Origin of the sequence: Rhodococcoides fascians A44A (assembly GCF_000760735.1) — a bacterium.
Classification (GTDB): Bacteria; Actinomycetota; Actinomycetes; order Mycobacteriales; family Mycobacteriaceae; genus Rhodococcoides; species Rhodococcoides fascians_E.
Window position 1 is genome coordinate 1,140,856 of sequence record NZ_JMEX01000005.1, and the last position, 13,051, is coordinate 1,153,906.

The 13,051-nt window shown below is 63.1% G+C and carries 19 protein-coding genes; 8 read left to right on the top strand and 11 right to left on the bottom strand.

The annotated features are described in order from the left end of the window. Positions 1–57: 57 nt before the first annotated feature. The 11 genes from rpsQ to rpsJ are packed head-to-tail and all read right to left on the bottom strand — an operon-like array spanning position 58 to position 5,341. On the bottom strand, positions 58–336 hold the full coding sequence (rpsQ, locus tag BH95_RS09150; protein ID WP_019663552.1) for a 30S ribosomal protein S17: 279 nt from the start codon (positions 334–336) through the stop codon (positions 58–60). Beyond that, the gene (gene rpmC, locus BH95_RS09155; protein ID WP_019663551.1) at positions 333–578 is read right to left on the bottom strand and encodes a 50S ribosomal protein L29; all 246 of its coding nucleotides are present in this window, start codon (positions 576–578) and stop codon (positions 333–335) included. The genes rpsQ and rpmC overlap by 4 nt, the downstream gene beginning before the upstream one ends. Further along, positions 578–994 carry a 50S ribosomal protein L16 gene (gene rplP / locus BH95_RS09160; protein WP_019663550.1) on the bottom strand — a complete coding sequence of 139 codons (417 nt, stop codon included), beginning with the start codon at positions 992–994 and terminating at the stop codon, positions 578–580. The genes rpmC and rplP overlap by 1 nt, the downstream gene beginning before the upstream one ends. Before the next feature lie 2 nt (positions 995–996). Continuing rightward, positions 997–1,800 (bottom strand): 30S ribosomal protein S3, encoded by an 804-nt coding sequence (gene rpsC / locus BH95_RS09165; RefSeq protein ID WP_019663549.1) that lies wholly within the window; start codon positions 1,798–1,800, stop codon positions 997–999. Next, positions 1,800–2,219, bottom strand: a complete 420-nt coding sequence (gene rplV / locus BH95_RS09170; protein ID WP_019663548.1) for a 50S ribosomal protein L22 — start codon at positions 2,217–2,219, stop codon at positions 1,800–1,802. The genes rpsC and rplV overlap by 1 nt, the downstream gene beginning before the upstream one ends. After that, positions 2,216–2,497, bottom strand: a complete 282-nt coding sequence (rpsS, locus tag BH95_RS09175; RefSeq protein ID WP_008718309.1) for a 30S ribosomal protein S19 — start codon at positions 2,495–2,497, stop codon at positions 2,216–2,218. Before rpsS ends, rplV begins: the two co-directional genes overlap by 4 nt. 13 nt (positions 2,498–2,510) lie before the next feature. Continuing rightward, positions 2,511–3,347, bottom strand: a complete 837-nt coding sequence (rplB, locus tag BH95_RS09180) for a 50S ribosomal protein L2 (protein WP_019663547.1) — start codon at positions 3,345–3,347, stop codon at positions 2,511–2,513. 38 nt (positions 3,348–3,385) lie between these two features. Continuing rightward, entirely contained in the window at positions 3,386–3,691 is a 306-nt protein-coding gene (gene rplW, locus BH95_RS09185) for a 50S ribosomal protein L23 (protein ID WP_019663546.1), read from the bottom strand. Beyond that, positions 3,688–4,359: a 50S ribosomal protein L4 gene (rplD, locus tag BH95_RS09190; RefSeq protein WP_019663545.1), complete on the bottom strand. Its 672-nt coding sequence runs from the start codon at positions 4,357–4,359 to the stop codon at positions 3,688–3,690. The genes rplW and rplD overlap by 4 nt, the downstream gene beginning before the upstream one ends. Then, the gene (gene rplC / locus BH95_RS09195) at positions 4,356–5,021 is read right to left on the bottom strand and encodes a 50S ribosomal protein L3 (protein WP_026347512.1); all 666 of its coding nucleotides are present in this window, start codon (positions 5,019–5,021) and stop codon (positions 4,356–4,358) included. The genes rplD and rplC overlap by 4 nt, the downstream gene beginning before the upstream one ends. Positions 5,022–5,035: 14 nt before the next feature. Next, a complete protein-coding gene (rpsJ, locus tag BH95_RS09200; RefSeq protein WP_003938093.1) occupies positions 5,036–5,341 on the bottom strand; it encodes a 30S ribosomal protein S10 in 306 nt (101 codons plus the stop codon). Positions 5,342–5,813: 472 nt separating this feature from the next. Between rpsJ and BH95_RS09205 the strand changes: the two genes are divergently transcribed. The 8 genes from BH95_RS09205 (at position 5,814) to BH95_RS09240 (ending at position 13,049) form a co-directional block, all read left to right on the top strand. Then, positions 5,814–6,299 carry a hotdog fold domain-containing protein gene (locus tag BH95_RS09205; protein WP_037181634.1) on the top strand — a complete coding sequence of 162 codons (486 nt, stop codon included), beginning with the start codon at positions 5,814–5,816 and terminating at the stop codon, positions 6,297–6,299. Positions 6,300–6,309: 10 nt separating this feature from the next. Next, complete coding sequence (locus BH95_RS09210; RefSeq protein ID WP_020111162.1) at positions 6,310–7,206, top strand: prephenate dehydrogenase dimerization domain-containing protein; 897 nt, start codon at positions 6,310–6,312, stop codon at positions 7,204–7,206. Continuing rightward, positions 7,203–8,156, top strand: a complete 954-nt coding sequence (locus tag BH95_RS09215; RefSeq protein WP_020111163.1) for an AurF N-oxygenase family protein — start codon at positions 7,203–7,205, stop codon at positions 8,154–8,156. Before BH95_RS09210 ends, BH95_RS09215 begins: the two co-directional genes overlap by 4 nt. Positions 8,157–8,288: 132 nt before the next feature. Further along, a complete protein-coding gene (locus tag BH95_RS09220) occupies positions 8,289–9,260 on the top strand; it encodes a daunorubicin resistance protein DrrA family ABC transporter ATP-binding protein (RefSeq protein ID WP_020111164.1) in 972 nt (323 codons plus the stop codon). After that, positions 9,257–10,102 (top strand): ABC transporter permease, encoded by an 846-nt coding sequence (locus tag BH95_RS09225; RefSeq protein WP_027498699.1) that lies wholly within the window; start codon positions 9,257–9,259, stop codon positions 10,100–10,102. The genes BH95_RS09220 and BH95_RS09225 overlap by 4 nt, the downstream gene beginning before the upstream one ends. Before the next feature lie 2 nt (positions 10,103–10,104). Then, a complete protein-coding gene (locus BH95_RS09230) occupies positions 10,105–10,953 on the top strand; it encodes an ABC transporter permease (protein WP_027498700.1) in 849 nt (282 codons plus the stop codon). A 24-nt stretch (positions 10,954–10,977) separates the two neighbouring features. After that, on the top strand, positions 10,978–11,874 hold the full coding sequence (locus BH95_RS09235; protein WP_052059978.1) for a glycosyltransferase: 897 nt from the start codon (positions 10,978–10,980) through the stop codon (positions 11,872–11,874). A gap of 254 nt (positions 11,875–12,128) precedes the next feature. Beyond that, positions 12,129–13,049 carry a lipase family alpha/beta hydrolase gene (locus BH95_RS09240; RefSeq protein WP_020111169.1) on the top strand — a complete coding sequence of 307 codons (921 nt, stop codon included), beginning with the start codon at positions 12,129–12,131 and terminating at the stop codon, positions 13,047–13,049. Positions 13,050–13,051: the final 2 nt, after the last annotated feature.

Below are 13,051 nucleotides of genomic sequence, written 5' to 3' on the forward strand. Positions count from 1 at the left end.
GAAACACGAAAAAGCCCACTTCCGAAGGGAAGTGGGCTTTTTCGCAGCAGTGAATGCTTACTTGGCCTTTTCGAGGACCTCGACCAGTCGCCAGTGCTTCGTGGCGGACAGCGGGCGGGTCTCCATGAGCTGAACGCGATCGCCTACGCCGGCGTCGCCCTTCTCGTCATGTGCCTTGACCTTGGTGGTCCGACGGATGACCTTGCTGTAGAGAGGGTGCTTGACCCTGTCTTCCAGCTCGACCACGATCGTCTTCTCCATCTTGTCGGATACGACGTATCCGATGCGGGTCTTGCGGTTGTTGCGTCCTTCAGTCACAGTCTTTTCCTCGCTCATGCCGCGTCACCTGCAGTGTCGTCGGCAGGACCTGTGGCCAGACCGAGCTCACGCTCACGCAGGACGGTGTAGATGCGCGCGATCTCGTGACGAACGGTGCGCAGTCGACGGTTGTTGTCCAGCTGGCCGGTAGCCATCTGGAAGCGAAGGTTGAACAGCTCTTCCTTCGACTCACGCAGCTTGGTGACCAGCTCTTCACCGGTGAGCTCGCGGAGCTCTGCGGCTGGGGTTCCGGTAGCCATCAGAACTGCTCCTCCCTGGTGATGATGCGTGCCTTCATCGGCAGCTTGTGGATTGCGCGCGTCAGGGCCTGACGTGCGACGGCCTCGTCGGGGAACGAGAGCTCGAAGAGCACGCGACCCGGCTTGACGTTCGCGACCCACCACTCGGGCGAACCCTTACCGGAACCCATTCGGGTCTCGGCAGGCTTCTTGGTGAGCGGACGGTCCGGGAAGATGTTGATCCAGACCTTGCCGCCACGCTTGATGTGGCGGGTGATCGCGATACGGGAGGCCTCGATCTGACGGTTGGTGATGTAGGCGGGCTCGAGAGCCTGGATGCCGTAGTCACCGAACGTCACGTGGTTGCCGCCCTTGGACGCACCCGATCGCTTCGGGTGGTGCTGCTTCCGGTGCTTGACCCGGCGTGGGATCAACATCGTCAGCCCTCCTGATTCGGCTCGGTCGAGGCCGGAGCCTCTGCGGATGCCGCACGGCCTGCCTCGGTGCTCGTCGCGGTGGTGCCCGAAGCACCGGAACGACGCGGACGCGAGGGACGCTCACGGCGCGGGCGATCGTTGCCTGCAGCAGGTGCAGCAGCGGCCAGTTCACGACGGCCACCGACGATGTCGCCCTTGTAGATCCAGACCTTCACGCCGATACGGCCGAAGGTGGTCTTTGCCTCGTACAAGCCGTAGTCGATGTCCGCACGGAGGGTGTGCAGGGGCACACGGCCTTCGCGGTAGAACTCCGAGCGAGACATCTCGGCGCCGCCGAGACGGCCGGAGCACTGGACACGGATGCCCTTGACGTTCGGCTGACGCATGGCCGACTGGATGGCCTTACGCATTGCACGACGGAAAGCGACGCGGTTGCTGAGCTGCTCTGCTACACCCTGGGCCACGAGCTGAGCCTCGGACTCGGCGTTCTTGACCTCGAGGATGTTCAGCTGGACCTGCTTGCCGGTCAGCTTCTCGAGAGCTCCGCGGATGCGGTCGGCCTCGGCGCCACGACGACCGATGACGATGCCCGGACGTGCCGTGTGGATGTCCACGCGAACACGGTCACGGGTGCGCTCGATCTCGACCTTCGCGATACCTGCGCGCTCCATGCCGGTGGCGAGGAGCTTGCGGATGGCGACGTCTTCCTTGACGTACTCCGAGTACTGCTTGTCTGCGTACCAGCGCGACTTCCAGTCAGTGGTGATACCCAAGCGGAAGCCGTGCGGGTTGATTTTCTGACCCACTACTGAGCCCCTTCCTTGGACGCCTGGCCCTTACGACGGTTACGACTTGTTCCGCCGGTCTTGGGCAGGCTCTCGACGATCACCGTGATGTGGCTGGTGCGCTTGCGGATCCGGAAAGCACGACCCTGAGCGCGCGGCTGGAAACGCTTGCCCGTCTTGCCCTCGTCGACGAACGCGGTCGCGACGATCAGCGTGCTGGGGTCGAGATCCAGGTTGTTCTCTGCGTTGGCCGCTGCGGAGGCGATCACCTTGGCGACCGGCTCGCTGGCTGCCTGCGGCGCGAACTTCAGGATGTTGAGCGCGTCCTCGACGGAGCGCCCGCGAACCAGATCCACGACGCGACGAGCCTTCATGGGCGTGACGCTGACGTGCTTCGCGACGGCCTTGGCAGTCGGGTTGGCGGTTTCGGTGTTGCTCATCGCCTCTTCGCCTTCCGGTCGTCCTTGATGTGACCCTTGAACGTGCGGGTCGGTGCGAACTCTCCGAGCTTGTGGCCGACCATCGAGTCGGACACGAACACCGGCACGTGCTTGCGACCGTCGTGGACGGCGAAGGTGTGACCGATGAAGTCGGGGAGAATTGTCGATCGACGGGACCAGGTCTTGATGACCTGCTTGGTTCCCTTGTCGTTCTGGACGTCAACCTTCGCGAGGAGGTGATCGTCTACGAACGGGCCTTTCTTCAGGCTGCGTGGCATTCTGAACTCCCTCCTAGCGCTTGTTCTTGCCGGTACGACGACGACGGACGATCAGCTTGTCGCTCGCCTTGTTCTTGCGGGTACGGCCTTCAGGCTGTCCCCAGGGGCTGACCGGGTGGCGTCCACCGGAGGTCTTGCCCTCGCCACCACCGTGCGGGTGGTCGACCGGGTTCATCACGACACCACGAACGGTCGGGCGCTTGCCCTTCCAACGCATACGGCCGGCTTTACCCCAGTTGATGTTCGACTGCTCGGCGTTGCCGACCTCGCCGACGGTTGCGCGGCAGCGCACATCGACGCGACGGATCTCGCCGGACGGCATACGCAGCGTCGCGTAGGGGCCTTCCTTACCGAGGAGCTGGATGCTCGCGCCGGCCGAACGTGCCATCTTCGCGCCGCCGCCCGGACGAAGCTCGACCGCGTGCACGGTCGTACCCGTCGGGATGTTGCGCAGCGGCAGGTTGTTGCCCGGCTTGATGTCGGCGCCTGCACCCTGCTCGATGGGCGAACCCTGAGCGATGCCCTTGGGGGCGACGATGTAGCGCTTCTCGCCGTCTGCGTAGTGCAGCAGTGCGATGTTGGCGGTGCGGTTGGGGTCGTACTCGATGTGAGCGACCTTGGCCGGCACGCCGTCCTTGTCGTTGCGACGGAAATCGATCAGACGGTATGCACGCTTGTGACCGCCACCCTTGTGCCGGGTGGTGATACGACCGTGTGCGTTACGTCCACCGCGACCGTGCAGGGGGCGAATCAGCGACTTCTCGGGCGTGCTGCGAGTGATCTCCGCGAAATCGGAGACACTGGCGCCGCGGCGGCCCGGAGTGGTCGGCTTGTACTTACGGATTGCCATGAGTCTTCTCGTCCTTATATCCGAAGAGTCCCAGTCGCTTACGCGACCGGACCTCCGAAGATCTCGATGGGCTTGCTGTCGGCGGAGAGCGTCACGAGCGCGCGCTTGGTGTCCTTGCGCTTGCCGTAACCGGTGCGGGTCCGCTTGCGCTTGCCCTGACGGTTCTGCGTGTTGACGCTGGTCACGGTGACGTCGAAGATCTTCTCGACGGCAATCTTGATCTGCGTCTTGTTCGAATCCGGGTGCACCAGGAAGGTGTAGGTGCCTTCTTCGATCAGTCCGTAGGACTTCTCGGAGATGACCGGTGCAAGCAGGATGTCGCGGGGATCGGCGATGGTGGTCACTTGCTTCCCTCCTCGTTCTTCGCAGGCCCTGCGATGAACGTGTTCAGCGCTTCCACGCTGAAGACGACGTCATCGGCTTCGAGCACGTCGTACGTGTTGAGCTGATCGGGTGCGATGGGGTGCACGCCGTCCAGGTTCTGAACGCTCTTCCACGCTGCAACGTCCTCGCGGCCGACAACAAGAAGAAGCTTCTTGCGATCGGAGATCTCACCGAGGAAGGACTTCGCGACCTTGGTCGACGGAGTCTGTCCGGCAACCAGTTCGGTGATCACGTGCAGACGCTCGCTGCGAACCCGATCGGAGAGGGCGCCGCGCAGTGCAGCTGCCTTCATCTTCTTCGGGGTGCGCTGGCTGTAGTCGCGCGGCTGCGGTCCGTGGACCGTGCCTCCGCCGACGAACTGGGGAGCGCGAGTCGAGCCCTGACGAGCCCGGCCGGTGCCCTTCTGCCGGTACGGCTTCTTGCCGCCACCGCGAACCTCGCCACGAGTCTTCGTGGAGTGAGTTCCCTGACGAGCAGCAGCGAGCTGAGCCACGACGACCTGGTGCAGAAGCGCGATGTTGGCAGGCGCATCGAAGATCTCGGCGGGGAGATCGACGGTGCCGTTGGTCTTGCCGCCGGCTTCCTTGACGTCGAGCGTCAGGTTGGTCTTCTTCTCGAGGCTGGTCATGCCCGAGCACCACCCTTCAATGCAGACTTGACGATCACGACATTGCCGCGACGGCCCGGGATTGCTCCCTTGATCAAGAGCAGACCGTTCTCGCTGTCCACCTTGTGGACCGAGAGGTTCTGCGTGGTAACGCGGTCGCCACCCATGCGGCCGGACATACGCATTCCCTTGAAGACGCGACCGGGAGTGGCGCAACCGCCGATGGATCCCGGACGACGGTGCACGGCCTGGGCGCCGTGGCTTGCGCCCTGGCCCTTGAATCCGTGGCGCTTCATGGTGCCTGCGAAGCCCTTGCCCTTGCTGGTGCCGGTGACGTCGACGAAAGCGCCGTCCTCGAACACTGCAGCGGTGAGCTCCTGGCCGACCTCGAACTGCGAGGCGTCGGCGACGCGGATCTCCACGACATGGCGGCGAGGCGTGACGCCTGCCTTCTCGAACTGGCCGGTGGTCGGCTTGTTCACCTTGCGGGGATCGATCGCGCCGAAGGCGACCTGGACGGCGCTGTAGCCGTCGCGCTCCTGCGTGCGGATCTGGGTGACCACGTTGGGTCCGGCCTTGATCACGGTCACGGGAACGACGCGGTTGTTCTCGTCGAAGACCTGAGTCATTCCGAGCTTGGTGCCCAGAATGCCTGTGGCAGGCCGATTCTTGTTATCAGTCATCGTTGTCTCCGCGCTCACTGGATGTTGACGTCGACACTGGCAGGCAGATCGATGCGCATGAGCGCGTCGACCGTCTTCGGCGTCGGGTCGAGGATGTCAATGAGCCGCTTGTGAGTACGCATCTCGAAGTGTTCGCGCGAATCCTTGTACTTATGGGGCGAACGGATGACGCAGTACACGTTCTTTTCGGTCGGCAACGGCACCGGTCCGACGACGCGGGCACCCGTACGGGTGACCGTCTCGACGATCTTGCGCGCTGACGCGTCGATCGCCTCGTGGTCGTAGGCCTTGAGCCTGATGCGGATCTTTTGTCCCGCCACGCTTAGTGTCCTTTTCTTGCCGCTTGTCGTGAAGCCGGCCTCGTGGCCTGCTCCACCTCGTCTGCACAGTCCCCGAGCCGCTCGGCGAAAACCGAAGAGACTCGAACTGCCCTCGTGCTCACACGACGAACCGAACGTTGGCGATCAGGAAAGACCCGATCCGTTGCCGCTGTTCATCTGTCATGGTTCTCCGGTCCACGCGGTCGGGCGTGTCGTATTTCTACTGACACTTCTTTCCGCTTGCTCTTCTTCGATGACCGGGTGCGCGAGGCGTTCCTTCATCTCCGAGCCGGCAAACCGAACGCACTCACGCGGAGTGCTGGTCCTGTTCTGCTCTTACCTGGCGCAGGCCGCACGAAAGCGCGTCCCGTGTCCAGGCAACCCGACCAGTATGCCGTAGACCGCGCCGGAGCACAAATCCCTCTCGATGCGCATTCGCCGCTCGCACCTTACTCGGCAGTAAGATGCGAGTATGACCGCCACCGGTACTACCTACGGCCTGTGGAAGAAGCTCCCCGACAACGTCGTCGGGCAGACGATCTTCTCCATCGGCATGTGTCTCAGGGTCCCGTACTTCGGATCCGTCCTCCCCCGCGTGAAGTCCCTCGAGCCAGGTCGTTGCGAGGTGACTGCCCCGAAGTGGTGGGGAATCAGGAACCACTTGGGCACATTTCACGCGATCGCCGCGTGCAATCTCGCCGAGGTGGCCATGGGCATGCTCGCCGAAGCGACGGTGCCACCGACGCATCGCTGGATCCCGAAGGAGATGACGGTGCGCTATCTGACCAAGGCCACCACATCACTGACCGCGGTAGCCCTGCTCGATTCACCCGATTGGGCAACCGTCACGGAGGGTTCGGACGTCGTCGTGCCGGTGTCGATTCGCGACAGCGCCGGAGTCGAGGTCGTCCACGCGGACATCACCATCTGGATCTCCGCCGCGAGCCGACAGCGGTGATACTCGACGAATGAAGTCGTATGACGCTGTCGTGGTCGGTGGCCGTGGAGCCGTCGGCACCCTTCTGGCCGGGCTCCTCGTCTCCGACGGGCTGTCCGTCGTCACCGTGGATGTCGACGCAACCGGCGATCCGCAGCACGGCTGTGACCATGTGCAGGGCAACATCGTCGATCCGGACGACACTCTCCGCGAGTTGTTGGCGTCGACGACCGTCGTCGTCCTGGCGGTCCCGGAATCGGTAGCTCTTGCCGCGCAGGTACCGGATTCCGGCCGGGACATACTGCTGGTCGAAACACTGTCGGTGAAGTCCCGATTCGCCTCCTCGGTCGAGGCTCGGTGGACGCAGGCCTCCGTGCTCGGTATCAATCCGATGTTCGCTCCGTCCCTCGGGATGGACGGACGCCCTGTCGCGGCGGTCGTCCACCGGGACGGCCCCCGCGTCGGCGAATTTCTTGCTCGTCTCGAAACGTGGGGCGGGCTGATCGTGCGAGTGAACGCCGACGAGCACGACCGGGTGGCTGCCGCAACGCAGGCTCTGACCCACGCTGCTGTGCTGGCGTTCGGATCTGCTCTCGCCTCGCTCGACGTCGACCCGGCGCTCGTGCACGCTCTCGCCCCTCCCCCTGCTCGTACCGCCCTGGCATTACTGGCTCGGGTGACGGGCGGTGAACCGGAGGTCTACTGGGATGTGCAATCCGGAAACCCCCATGCGGTGACCGCGCGGTCCGCGCTGGCGTCGGCGATGTCCGAGTTGAATTCGGTCGTCGAGGACGGCGTAGTGCCTGACTTCGAGAAGTTCCTCGATCGCGCCGAGTCGGGCCTACCCGATCCCGCCGGATACGCGGCTCTCTGCGCTGCACTCTTCGGTATCGTGCGAGAACAAGGACGTGAGGAGAACCGGTCATGATCGACAATCCATCACTGCCCGAGTTCGACCCGGATGATCCAGTGGAGAGCGCGATCGTGTCGAGGCTGGCCGGCAACTGGGCCAATCGGGCCACGGTCAAGAAGCCCGAACCCGATCTGGACGACCTGTTCGATCATGCCAAGCACGACTTCCCGGAAGCTCTGATCCCGTTTGCGGAACACGACGTGTACCTCTCGCTGCCGGACGAGAAGCGGAAACGGATCCGGGCCTGGGGCTGGATCGCGTTCAACAAGAACGTCATGGACGTGGAACAGCACGTGGTCAATCCGGGCTTCTCACTCCTTGCCCAGGACGTGTTCGACACCGGAATGGGTGACGTCCTCGCGATCGCTGTCACGCAGGCGATGGTCGACGAGCAGTACCACACCCTCATGCATCTGAACGCGAGCGCGCTCACCCGTCGTCAGCGCGGATGGGCGATGCCCGAGCGACAACTCCCGTTCAGCGCGACAGTCCGTGCTCAACGCGCCGCGCAGCTCGGTGCGGCGAACTCCGGAGCTGCTGCATTGAGCGCCCTCGCGTACACGACTGTCGCGGAGATCTCGATAACCTCCTACCTGGACTTGATCGAGGACGACGACATCATCCAACCGGTGAATCGCGCAACGGTGAAGCTCCACAATCGCGACGAGTACTGCCATGCCTCGATCGCCGACGAGATGGCCAAGATCGTCTTCGGCACACTGGACGACGGCGATCGGAGAGTGTTCCTCGACGGCCTCGCCCAGGGCATGAGAGCGTTCTCGGGCACGGACTTCTCGACGTGGGAAGCTATTCTTCGAGCCGAGAAGGTCGACGGCTTCGAGACAATGCTTCGAGACATCGTCGACGACGGGAGCCGGGATCACCTCGTCCAGGACTACAGCGGCATTCGATCACTGTGCCGCGAACTGGACGTCGAGGACGAAATAGGAATCGAGTGGTCGTGAGCGATGTGAAATCGCCATCTTTCCCGGCAGGTAACATTTCGGTCCGGTGCCTGGATTGAACTGACGGGTACGCGCTCACCGAATCTCGCCTTCCGAAGAATCCGACTGCACCACCGACCGCACGGAGTATCGATGCCCTTTCCCGAGGACGTAGCTGTACTGGTCGAAGACGTCCACAAATCTTTCGACGACGTGCACGCCCTCCGAGGCATCAGCTTCTCGGCTCCCAAGGGGACCGTTCTCGGAATACTCGGCCCCAACGGCGCTGGTAAGACGACCACGGTCAAAGTTCTGGCGACACTGATCAAACCGGACACCGGCAGGGCACTCGTCGCGGGCCACGACGTCGTGACCGATGCACCTGCGGTCCGCAGGTCCATCATGATGACGGGCCAGTACGCCGCCCTCGACGACACTCTGTCCGGACGGGAGAACATCGAGCTGTTCGGTCGACTGATGGGCCTGGACAAGAAGGCGTCGAAGGCCCGCGCCCACGCGTTGCTCGAGGAATTCGACCTGGCGGACACCGGCAAACGACCGGTGCGCGGATACTCCGGTGGAATGCGCCGCCGCATCGACATCGCATGTGGTCTGGTCGTTCGTCCGGAGGTCGTGTTTCTCGACGAACCGACGACGGGGCTGGATCCGCGCAGCCGTCAGGGCGTCTGGTCACTGGTCGAGGCACTCAAAGCGCAGGGCATCACCGTGCTGCTCACCACGCAGTACCTGGAGGAAGCCGACGTTCTGAGCGACAACATCATCGTCATCGACAAGGGAACGGTGATCGCGGAGGGAACGTCGGATCAGCTCAAGGCGATGACGGGAGGCAACTTCTGTGAAGTTGTCCCGGTCGATCCGAATCGCCTGCCGGAGGTTGTGAGGATTCTGGGCGAATTGGTGCCCGGCGTCGTGGCACGGGAACTCGCGCCCGGCGCAGACCGCGTCTCCATCCCTGCTCCGGACGGTGCTGCCACTTTGTCCGAGGTTCTTCGTCGAATCGACCATGCAGGCATTCCCTTGGCGGACATCGCACTGCGCCGGCCGTCTCTGGACGACGTCTTTCTCTCCCTGACCGGCCACTCCAACACCGCCGCCACGCAGTGACCACGACTTCTCGAGACTCGACGGTGGCTGCTGCCTCGACCTCGGCAACGCCGACCGGCCGCACCCGTGCCAAGGCTCGTTTCGAGCCCTCGGGGTTCGTACAGTGGAAAGTCCTCACCGCGCGGACAGTCCGAACCATGGTCCGCAAAGGTGAGCTGTTCATCGCAGTCCTCGCACCCCTGATCTTCACGCTGGGCTTCTTCCTGCCGCTGAAGTTCGTCATGCAGTTCCAGGGGATCGACTACGCGCAGTTCCTCATGCCGATCATCGTTCTGCAGGCAATGGCGTTCACTGCGATTTCCTCGGCGCAGCGAGCCTCGACGGAGACCCTGACGGGTCTGTCCACCCGCCTGAAGACCATGCCGGTCGTCATCGGCGCTCCTCTCATGGCACGAATGACGAGTGCGTTCCTCCGGTCGACGGTGACTCTGACTGCCGCTCTGATCTACGGGCACGTCATCGGGTTTCGATTCAGCGCGGGGTTCGACCAGGCCGTCATGTTCGGCGCCATGGCGCTGGCAATCAGTACCGTGCTGTCCTTCGGCGCCGATGCGATCGGAACTCTCTCGAAGAGCCCGGAAGCCACCAGTCAGGCGCTGACGTTGCCGCAGTTGATCCTGGGTATGGCGTCGACAGGGTTCGTTCCGGAGTCCGGCTTTCCCGAGTGGATTCGCCCGTTCGTGCGTAATCAGCCGATTTCACAGTTCGCGGCAGCGATGAGGGACATGGCCGACGGGACGGTCCAGCTGTCGGTCGTGCTCCCCGCCGTTCTCTGGATCGTCGGCCTTACCCTTGTGCTCGTTCCACTTGCCCTGTGGGCGAGCCTGCGACGGAGAGACTGATCATGACCGACATTCAGCCGCGCGCCGCTACCCGTGAGACGTTCGGGTTTCCGGAGCCCACGACGATGCTGCCGGAGTCGTCGGCACGTGCTCTGTTCGTCCACAGCACCATCCAGTGCACTCGCTTGCTCAAGCGTTGGTCGAGAGACCCTACGACCATGATTCAGGCCATGCTCTACCCGGCATTGATGCTTCTGATGTTCCGAGTGGTACTCGGGGACTCGATTTCGATGGCCACCGGGCAGCCCGCCGTGTACGGCCAGGTGCCTCTCATCGTGCTCATCGGCGCAATGTTCGGCTCCATCGTCAGTGCAGTGGGCCTCAAGCAAGAACGCATGAACGGGTTGCTGCCGCGTTTCTGGACTCTGCCCACCCACCGTGCAGCCGGATTGGTGGGTCGGATGATGGCCGAGGCCGTGCGTGTGTTCGTGACCACGCTGGTGATCATCGCCATGGGGTTCGCGCTCGGATTCCGGCTCAACCAGGGCTTGCTGGCCGGACTGGGCCTCGTGCTTCTACCCATCGCGTTCGGGATCGGGTTCGCGGTCCTGGTGACGTTTCTGGCCACCGTGTCACGAGACGCGCCGCTGGTCGAGTTGGTCTCGATTCTGTGCACTCTGCTGCTCTTCTTCAACTCCGGGTTCGTGCCGGTGGCGGCGTACCCGACTTGGCTGCAGCCTGTGGTTGCAGCGCAGCCCATGTCGTGTGCGGTGGATGCGATGCGTGCCTTCGCTCTGGGCGGACCGACACTGACGCCCGTCCTGCAGACTCTCGCGTGGTCCTTCGGTCTGGTGATCGTGTTCCTCTACCCGGCCATCCGCGGTTACCGTCAGGCGTCCAGTTCCGCCTGAGCAGTTTTCTTTTATGCTGTCGATATGACAATCGACGCGCACCGAACTGTTCGCCCGACTGTTTCCGTCGTAATTCCGATGAATGGAATTATCAGCCAACTCGACGAACAACTCGACGGATTGGCACAGCAAAATTATTCGGGGGAATTCGAAGTCGTAGTAGCCGACAACGGAGTCGGCGATTTACTGAGGCGCCACATATCCGACCATTCGCTCAATACTCGTATGAAAATTCAGTACATCGACGCTTCCGAGCAGGCAGGTGTGTCGTTCGCCCGAAACTGCGGCGCACGGCACGCGTCGGGCGAATTTCTCGCCTTCTGTGATGCGGACGACATAGTCCACGAGAACTGGATCAGTTCACTTGTCGGCCTCGCGCAGGATTTCGACGTCGTCGGAACGGCTGTGGAGACCGCGGGAATCAACACCGCGAAGGCAATGTCCTGGACGCCGTCCATGCCCGCCGAGCGGCAGGGACGGACCACGTTTCTGCCTCACGCCATCGGCGCCAGCATGGGGGCCTGGACGGGCGTGTGGCGTGACCTGGGAGGGATGGACACCTCCTATCACGCCAGCGAGGACGTCGAGTTCTGCTGGCGAGCACAATTGGCCGGGTACACCTTCGGATTCCTACCGGTGGCCGAGGTCGCCTACAGGCTGCGCGAAGAGTTGCGGCCATTGCTTCGGCAGTCCTACAAGCTGGGGTACGGATTCGCGAGGCTGCAGGGCGAATACCGCGCCCGAGGCTGCCCTCCGGTCAGCGTTCGGCGGGTCGCTTACTGGTGGACGCTACTGATACTGGGAAATCCTCTGGTTCCCTCATTCGTCACCAAAGTTTCACGCGGCCAATGGGCACGAGCGGTTGCCGCGCATGCCGGTGAGGTGCGTGGAGGCTTGAAATATCACACTTTCGGCTGGTAGCCATTTGCATTTACCCGCATGTCTCGTAATGCTGGGTAGATGTGCCGATCCGACGGGCGACACTTGTCGCTCTCTCCGATGACGGCATCGGACGCGCTTCTGCTGGACACAGAACTGGTCGAAGCGACCTGAAGCAAACTGCAGGGGATGGACGAACCGCAGTGGACCAACCAACAAGGAGCAAGCAGTTGAACGCATGCGTACGACGCGGCCGAGCTTTCTTCACGACGCGGTCACTACGTGCACTCGTTTCAATGTGTGCCCTGGTCGGACTCGCTGCTGTGATCGGCGCACCGACTGCGTCCGCGCAGCCGGGAGTCGAACCGGAGCCGTTGTCCCTGGAGCGCATGGGTACGCCTCCCGAAGGCGCGAACGACTTCTCGTGCAAGCCCTCCGAAGCGCATCCTCGCCCGGTCATCCTGGTCCACGGAACCGACACCGACATGCAGGAGAGCTGGCCGAAACTTTCGCCCGAGCTCGCTGGTCAGGGCTACTGCGTGTTCGCTCTCAACTACGGCGCGATGCCGGTGATGTGGGACCACAGTCGCCTCGTCTGGGGAATCGACGACATCGAGCAGTCAGCGAGCGAGCTCGGCCAATTCGTCGACTTGGTCCTGTCGAGCACCGGCGCTTCCCAGGTCGATCTCGTCGGACATTCGCAGGGAGGCACGGTCTCGCGGCAGTACCTCAAGTTCAACGGTGGTGCCGATGCATCCGACGCGTCGCGCAGCAAGGTGAACCAGGTCATCACTCTCGGCGCCACCAACCACGGAACCAGCTTCAACGGGCTGCAGCAGCTGTACCTCCTCGCGGCATCGTTCGGGCTTCCCCGCGATCTGACGTCGCAACTGGTGTTCGGAATCGCGGGCACACAACAGCTCATCGGTTCGCCCTTGTTGAAGAAGCTCAACGCCGGTAGCGAAGTCATGCCCGGTGTCGAGTACACCGTGATCGCAACCCGCAAGGACGAGGTCGTGACGCCTCCGGAGCGAACCTTCCTGAACGACGGCGGTACCGGCCAGGTGAAGAACGAGTGGGTCCAGGACATCTGCCCCGGCAACACGGCGTCGCACATGGGTCTGACGCGTGATCCGGATGTGTTCTACATGATCAGTCGCGCGTTGGATCCCACGTACCCGGACTCGCACCCCTTGGAGTGCGCTCCACAGTCCTGACC

Excerpts from the sequence above, each read along its gene's own strand:
- rplV (WP_019663548.1), bottom strand. The coding sequence starts at position 2,219 with ATGAGCAACACCGAAACCGCCAACCCGACTGCCAAGGCCGTCGCGAAG.
- BH95_RS09230 (WP_027498700.1), top strand. The coding sequence starts at position 10,105 with ATGACCGACATTCAGCCGCGCGCCGCTACCCGTGAGACGTTCGGGTTT.
- BH95_RS09215 (WP_020111163.1), top strand. The coding sequence starts at position 7,203 with ATGATCGACAATCCATCACTGCCCGAGTTCGACCCGGATGATCCAGTG.
- BH95_RS09235 (WP_052059978.1), top strand. The coding sequence starts at position 10,978 with ATGACAATCGACGCGCACCGAACTGTTCGCCCGACTGTTTCCGTCGTA.
- BH95_RS09240 (WP_020111169.1), top strand. The coding sequence starts at position 12,129 with ATGTGTGCCCTGGTCGGACTCGCTGCTGTGATCGGCGCACCGACTGCG.
- BH95_RS09210 (WP_020111162.1), top strand. The coding sequence starts at position 6,310 with ATGAAGTCGTATGACGCTGTCGTGGTCGGTGGCCGTGGAGCCGTCGGC.
- BH95_RS09220 (WP_020111164.1), top strand. The coding sequence starts at position 8,289 with ATGCCCTTTCCCGAGGACGTAGCTGTACTGGTCGAAGACGTCCACAAA.
- rplC (WP_026347512.1), bottom strand. The coding sequence starts at position 5,021 with ATGACTGATAACAAGAATCGGCCTGCCACAGGCATTCTGGGCACCAAG.
- rpsS (WP_008718309.1), bottom strand. The coding sequence starts at position 2,497 with ATGCCACGCAGCCTGAAGAAAGGCCCGTTCGTAGACGATCACCTCCTC.
- BH95_RS09205 (WP_037181634.1), top strand. The coding sequence starts at position 5,814 with ATGACCGCCACCGGTACTACCTACGGCCTGTGGAAGAAGCTCCCCGAC.
- rplB (WP_019663547.1), bottom strand. The coding sequence starts at position 3,347 with ATGGCAATCCGTAAGTACAAGCCGACCACTCCGGGCCGCCGCGGCGCC.
- rpsQ (WP_019663552.1), bottom strand. The coding sequence starts at position 336 with ATGAGCGAGGAAAAGACTGTGACTGAAGGACGCAACAACCGCAAGACC.
- rplP (WP_019663550.1), bottom strand. The coding sequence starts at position 994 with ATGTTGATCCCACGCCGGGTCAAGCACCGGAAGCAGCACCACCCGAAG.
- rplD (WP_019663545.1), bottom strand. The coding sequence starts at position 4,359 with ATGACCAGCCTCGAGAAGAAGACCAACCTGACGCTCGACGTCAAGGAA.
- rpmC (WP_019663551.1), bottom strand. The coding sequence starts at position 578 with ATGGCTACCGGAACCCCAGCCGCAGAGCTCCGCGAGCTCACCGGTGAA.